Source organism: Thermosynechococcus sp. OHK43 (assembly GCF_014466085.1).
Classification (GTDB): domain Bacteria; phylum Cyanobacteriota; class Cyanobacteriia; order Thermosynechococcales; family Thermosynechococcaceae; genus Thermosynechococcus.
On the sequence record NZ_JACOMP010000067.1, the window covers coordinates 1 to 4463 of the forward strand.

A 4463-nucleotide genomic window follows, 5' to 3' on the forward strand; every position below is an offset into this window, starting at 1 on the left:
GTAACAGTACTCCTTATATTCATCGAGGGTCTGAATGCGAATGCCGTTGGGATAGAGGTTAATAAACTTTTTCATCCCATGCACCATTTCGCTGACCCAGCGTTGGACGTGCTGTTGGGACGTACGGGGTAAAGAACGGTAGAGGGCAAAGACGAGTCCCGTATGTTTCACCAGTTGCACATGGGCTGGCTCCCCTTGAACCCCCCGTGCCGTTTCACCATAGCTATTGGCCAGGGCGGGGCTGTCAAAACACTCCAGTAGGTGATCCAATAGGGCTGTTTTGGCGGCAATACTGGCAACCGGATCATCCTCAACGGTATCGGCAATGCGACAGATAAGATAGGCCACAAGAACCGCCCGACCCAAGTTTCCGGGGAGGAAACGAATACTGAGGGCAAATGTGCGTGAGACTTGGGGGAGTATCTCTTGGCAAAAGCGCTCAGCATCCTTGACGGAAACTGGGTTCTCCAGCACCATTTGAATCATAGGGGGGTTCACTCCTACACGCATTGATCGATCGTTGAGTCAATCCTTGACCGTTCCTCGGGCCAACGCTCTCGGGCAGTCAATTCACGATTCTCCGAAGAGGCCTCGCGATCGCAACCCAGCAGGGGACGACTTCCACAAATAACAATTGAGCAAAGTCTATAGTTATCATACTCATTTTTTGTTTGTCTAGGTGGCCTGTGACAGTTGCCCAGCTTGCCTGAGGGAGAATCGGGGATAGCTCACAATTTGCCAGAACAATAACATAGCTTCAACAATTAACAACGGTATCAGATTTGGCGGAAAATGCCTCCTGTCTACCATAGCGGACGCTTGAGTGTGACACTCTTTCCATTGGTCAGTTTCTAAATTGCCCGCGATCGGCCTATCAAAAGTGAAGCCGTTAGTGAACTTGAAAATGTCTACTCCCAGCGTGGCGGGTGGTGTTAACAGGGCAGCAGCAGTACTCCCCATAAGAAAACCCATCAGAGAACAATGACTCCATGCCTTGTCCTTGTGCCCCAAGGGGCAGAATATCAAGCCGTACAACGGGGGCTAAAGTCCTCCAAGGAGGTGATGATTCCCATACGAGCAGGGGCGGCCGCAGTGACTACACCAGGATTGATTGAGGCCCTCAGGGAATCCCCTGCTATGGTTCTTATCTTGGGGGTCTGTGGCGGCTTACGTCCTAATGATCGCGTCGGTGAAGTGGTTGTCTACACCACTTGTCAGGATGAGGCAGGGCAGATGTATTCTTTAGACCAGAGATTATTCGGGAAATTGGAGCCTTCGTGGCGACGGGTCAAAGGCATCACAACGGCAAAAATCCTTTCTAAGGCTCAGAAAAAACAAGCCCTTGCGGCTCGCTGGGGGGTGGAGGTGGTGGATATGGAGGGGGTACCGCTGCTGAGGGCTTTAGCGGGGATACCGGTGGTGATGGTGCGGGTGATCAGTGACGGGGGCGATCGCGACCTACCCGACCTGAGTCAAGCCTATGATTCGCAGGGGAGTTTGCGGCCGGGGGCACTGGCTACCGCCATGCTCCGCAACCCCCTTGGGGCGGCACACTTGATTCAAGGCAGCCTCAAGGCCCTCAAAGTGCTCGCAGAAATTGCCCCAGAGATCCTTCAGCAACTCACTCGCTAGAATAGGGTTGACCACCAAGAAAAAGATGCCGCGGAGATGATTGGTCAAATTCTCGGCGATCGCTATGAACTCCTACGCGAACTGGGGTGTCATCTGGGGCGGCGGACTTATCTGGCGTTGGATCGGTACCGCTATGAACAGGTGGTGCTCCAGCTGCTGCTTTTTGGCGGCGGTATGACATGGGATGACTTTAAGGTCTTTGAACGGGAGGTGGCTGTCCTGCAAACCTTGGATCACCCGGCTATTCCCCGCTATCTCGACTATTTTGAAATCAATACCCCTGATCTCAAGGGCTTTGCCCTCGTCCAAACCTACATTGAGGCAAAATCCCTCGCCACATGGCAAGCAGAGGGACGGGTGTTTAGTGAAGAGGATTTGCGGCTTTTGGCTGACCGCCTGCTGGATATTTTGATCTATCTCCATAGCCGTCAACCACCCGTCATTCACCGCGACATTAAGCCGACAAATGTTCTCTTGGGCGATCGCTCTGGTCATGATCTGGGCAAGGTCTATCTTGTGGATTTTGGCGCAGTACAAACAGCAACAGCAAGCCGCGCCCAAACCGTGGTTGGCACCTATGGCTATATGCCCCCGGAACAATTCGGCGGTAAAACCTTACCCGCTAGCGACCTCTACGCCTTGGGAATGACACTCATCTATTTAGCAACCGGCACTCCCCCCGATCAGCTGCCCCAAAAAGAACTGCGGGTTCAGTTTCAACCTTTGGTGTCCTTGAGTCCCCCTTTTATCCGCTGGCTTGAAAAAATGGTCGCCCCCGCCCTTGAGGAGTGATTTGGCTCTGCTACCGCTGCTCGCCAAGCCCTAAAGCAATTGGACAGGTCACCCAACGATGCGTCGCTCATGACAAAAACACCCCCCTGCGGTTCCCGCCTACGGGTGAGGGAAACCCCCCAAGGACTGCTGGTACAAATTCCCCCTGCTGGATTCGATGGCAATCTATTCTTCTTTGCAGTGGTTTGGAATGTTTTTTTAGTGTTCTGGTACAGCATAGCAATTGCTTCTGGCAATTGGCTGATGTGGCTGATGGCTGTTTTTGCCACGGGTCACCTTGTGGTTGGTTTAGGCCTCATTGGCGGTATTCTTTACATGCTATTGGGATAGCAGGTGCTGATCGTTACCCGTAGGGATTTGCGTTGCTACGAATATATCCTTGGTTACCGCTGGCGTGACCCCAAAATTCTCCCCCTTGAATTGATTGAACAGATTGAATTTCAGCCCTGCCGTACGTACCGCGATCTGGAGGGCAATCGCCAAGAGCTGTCGAGCAAACTGGTGATTCGTGCCGGCAGCCAAAGCATTGAACTCAGCGAAAAGGCCCCTAACGTGACCTCAAGAGATTTGGAATGGTTGGCCTACACCCTTGGCCGCTATCTGGGGCGACCGCTCACCCAGGCTCGTTAGGACTTCCGAAGTGCTTGAGGACATCATCACTCAGGCGGCAGATACGCCACTCAGGTAGAACAGTGGCACCCAGGCGCTCGTAGAATTGAATGGCAGGGGTATTCCAGTCCAAGACGGTCCACTCGATACGGCCATAGTCGCGATCCCTGGCCAGGCGTACCAATGCCTTCAGTAAAGCAGTGCCTACCCCTTGGCGCCGATAGGCAGAGAGGACAAACAAATCCTCTAGCCAAAGGCCGGGGCGGGTCAGGAACGTGGAATAGGTGGTAAAAAAGAGAGCGTAGCCAATGATTTCTGTAGGGCTATGGGCAAGGAGTACCTCGGCATAGGGGCGATCGCCAAATAAATGCTCCCGCAGCGCCTCCTCTGTACCGCTGACTGCATGACTGAGTTTTTCATAGGCGGCAAGGGCTTGAATCAGTTGGAAGAGGATGGGAACATCCTCCGGCGTCGCTGGACGAATCGCAAAGGAGAAAGACACGTCGCCTCAACTAAATCGAGCGCAGCCAACCGGCACTGAGGGCAATCGTGAGGGCCATAAACAACACTGTCAATGTCCACGTGGCACGGTTTAATGTGGTTTCTGCACTTTTGGTGCTGGTAAACAGCTGAGCTTGACCGCCAATAGCACCGAGGCCATCCCCCTTCGGACTGTGGAGCAAGACCAATACAATCAGGCCGACGGCTGAAAATGCCCACAGACCCATGGCAATTTTTTCAATCATCCTCCACCTCGCTGGCGATGCGAATCTATACAAAATCTATCCAATTTGACCTCTTTTCCATCTTACCGCAACCCCAAGAACCAGTGGCACAATACAAGATAGGCGTTTTGAACGTGCCCCATGAACCAGCAAAATCTGCTTCAGCAATTGCTTTTAATTGGTGTCGGCACCACCTCCCTTGTGGCCGAAAAGTTACGTCAAGTGAGCAACCAATGGGTGAAAGAGGGACGCCTCAATGCCGATCAAGCCAAGGCAATGGTGGATGAAGTCCTGACCCACCTCAAAGAAGATGCCGCCTCCCTCGATGCAGCGGTGCAACGACAAACGCGCCAGTTTTTAGAGGGCTTGGGGGTGCCACAACAGTCAGAAATTGATGAACTGCGGGGACGCATTGATCGCCTAGAACGTGACCTTAGGGAGTTAAAAAATCGTTCATGGTAAAACAACGGGTACATCGAGCCTGCGGCTGGCTCCTCTGTGGTATTGTCCTAGTAGTGGTATGGTTGGTGGCCGCTCCAATAGCGATCGCCGGTGTGCCGCTGGAAGCGTCAGCGGAGGCTGCAGGACTTATGGGGAATTCAAAGGTGGTGACTACCGCTTCAGGTTTGCAATACGAAGATATTGTTGTCGGCTCAGGGGCACAGCCTCAAGCGGGCGATCGCGTCACGGTGCACTACACAGGAA

General features: G+C 53.1%; 8 protein-coding genes and 1 pseudogene. 6 read left to right on the forward strand and 3 right to left on the reverse strand.

Translation table 11 applies throughout. The annotated features are described in order from the left end of the window. On the reverse strand, window positions 1–486 hold a 486-nt coding region (locus H8Q75_RS02900), incomplete at its 3' end, for a squalene/phytoene synthase family protein (RefSeq protein ID WP_297040352.1). A gap of 495 nt (window positions 487–981) precedes the next feature. On the opposite strand from H8Q75_RS02900, the gene H8Q75_RS02905 reads away from it, so the two are divergent. From H8Q75_RS02905 to H8Q75_RS02920, 4 genes are all read left to right on the forward strand, one after another. Continuing rightward, window positions 982–1632 carry a hypothetical protein gene (locus tag H8Q75_RS02905; protein ID WP_024124118.1) on the forward strand — a complete coding sequence of 217 codons (651 nt, stop codon included), beginning with the start codon at window positions 982–984 and terminating at the stop codon, window positions 1630–1632. Between the two features lie 36 nt (window positions 1633–1668). Beyond that, a complete protein-coding gene (locus H8Q75_RS02910; protein ID WP_297040354.1) occupies window positions 1669–2424 on the forward strand; it encodes a serine/threonine-protein kinase in 756 nt (251 codons plus the stop codon). 69 nt (window positions 2425–2493) lie between these two features. After that, window positions 2494–2754 (forward strand): hypothetical protein, encoded by a 261-nt coding sequence (locus H8Q75_RS02915; RefSeq protein WP_051372754.1) that lies wholly within the window; start codon window positions 2494–2496, stop codon window positions 2752–2754. Window positions 2755–2757: 3 nt separating this feature from the next. After that, window positions 2758–3054 carry a hypothetical protein gene (locus H8Q75_RS02920; protein ID WP_051372753.1) on the forward strand — a complete coding sequence of 99 codons (297 nt, stop codon included), beginning with the start codon at window positions 2758–2760 and terminating at the stop codon, window positions 3052–3054. Here the strand turns inward: H8Q75_RS02920 and H8Q75_RS02925 are convergent. After that, window positions 3038–3535: a GNAT family N-acetyltransferase gene (locus H8Q75_RS02925; RefSeq protein ID WP_024124117.1), complete on the reverse strand. Its 498-nt coding sequence runs from the start codon at window positions 3533–3535 to the stop codon at window positions 3038–3040. The two genes, H8Q75_RS02920 and H8Q75_RS02925, sit on opposite strands and share 17 nt — an antisense overlap. A 10-nt stretch (window positions 3536–3545) precedes the next feature. Continuing rightward, window positions 3546–3779 (reverse strand): preprotein translocase subunit SecG, encoded by a 234-nt coding sequence (gene secG / locus H8Q75_RS02930; protein WP_024124116.1) that lies wholly within the window; start codon window positions 3777–3779, stop codon window positions 3546–3548. Between the two features lie 120 nt (window positions 3780–3899). Between secG and H8Q75_RS02935 the strand changes: the two genes are divergently transcribed. Both H8Q75_RS02935 and H8Q75_RS02940 read left to right on the forward strand, forming a co-directional pair. Further along, window positions 3900–4220 (forward strand): phasin family protein, encoded by a 321-nt coding sequence (locus tag H8Q75_RS02935; protein WP_024124115.1) that lies wholly within the window; start codon window positions 3900–3902, stop codon window positions 4218–4220. After that, a pseudogene (locus tag H8Q75_RS02940) lies at window positions 4214–4463 on the forward strand (FKBP-type peptidyl-prolyl cis-trans isomerase); the annotation flags it as partial. The gene H8Q75_RS02935 and the pseudogene H8Q75_RS02940, both read left to right, overlap by 7 nt.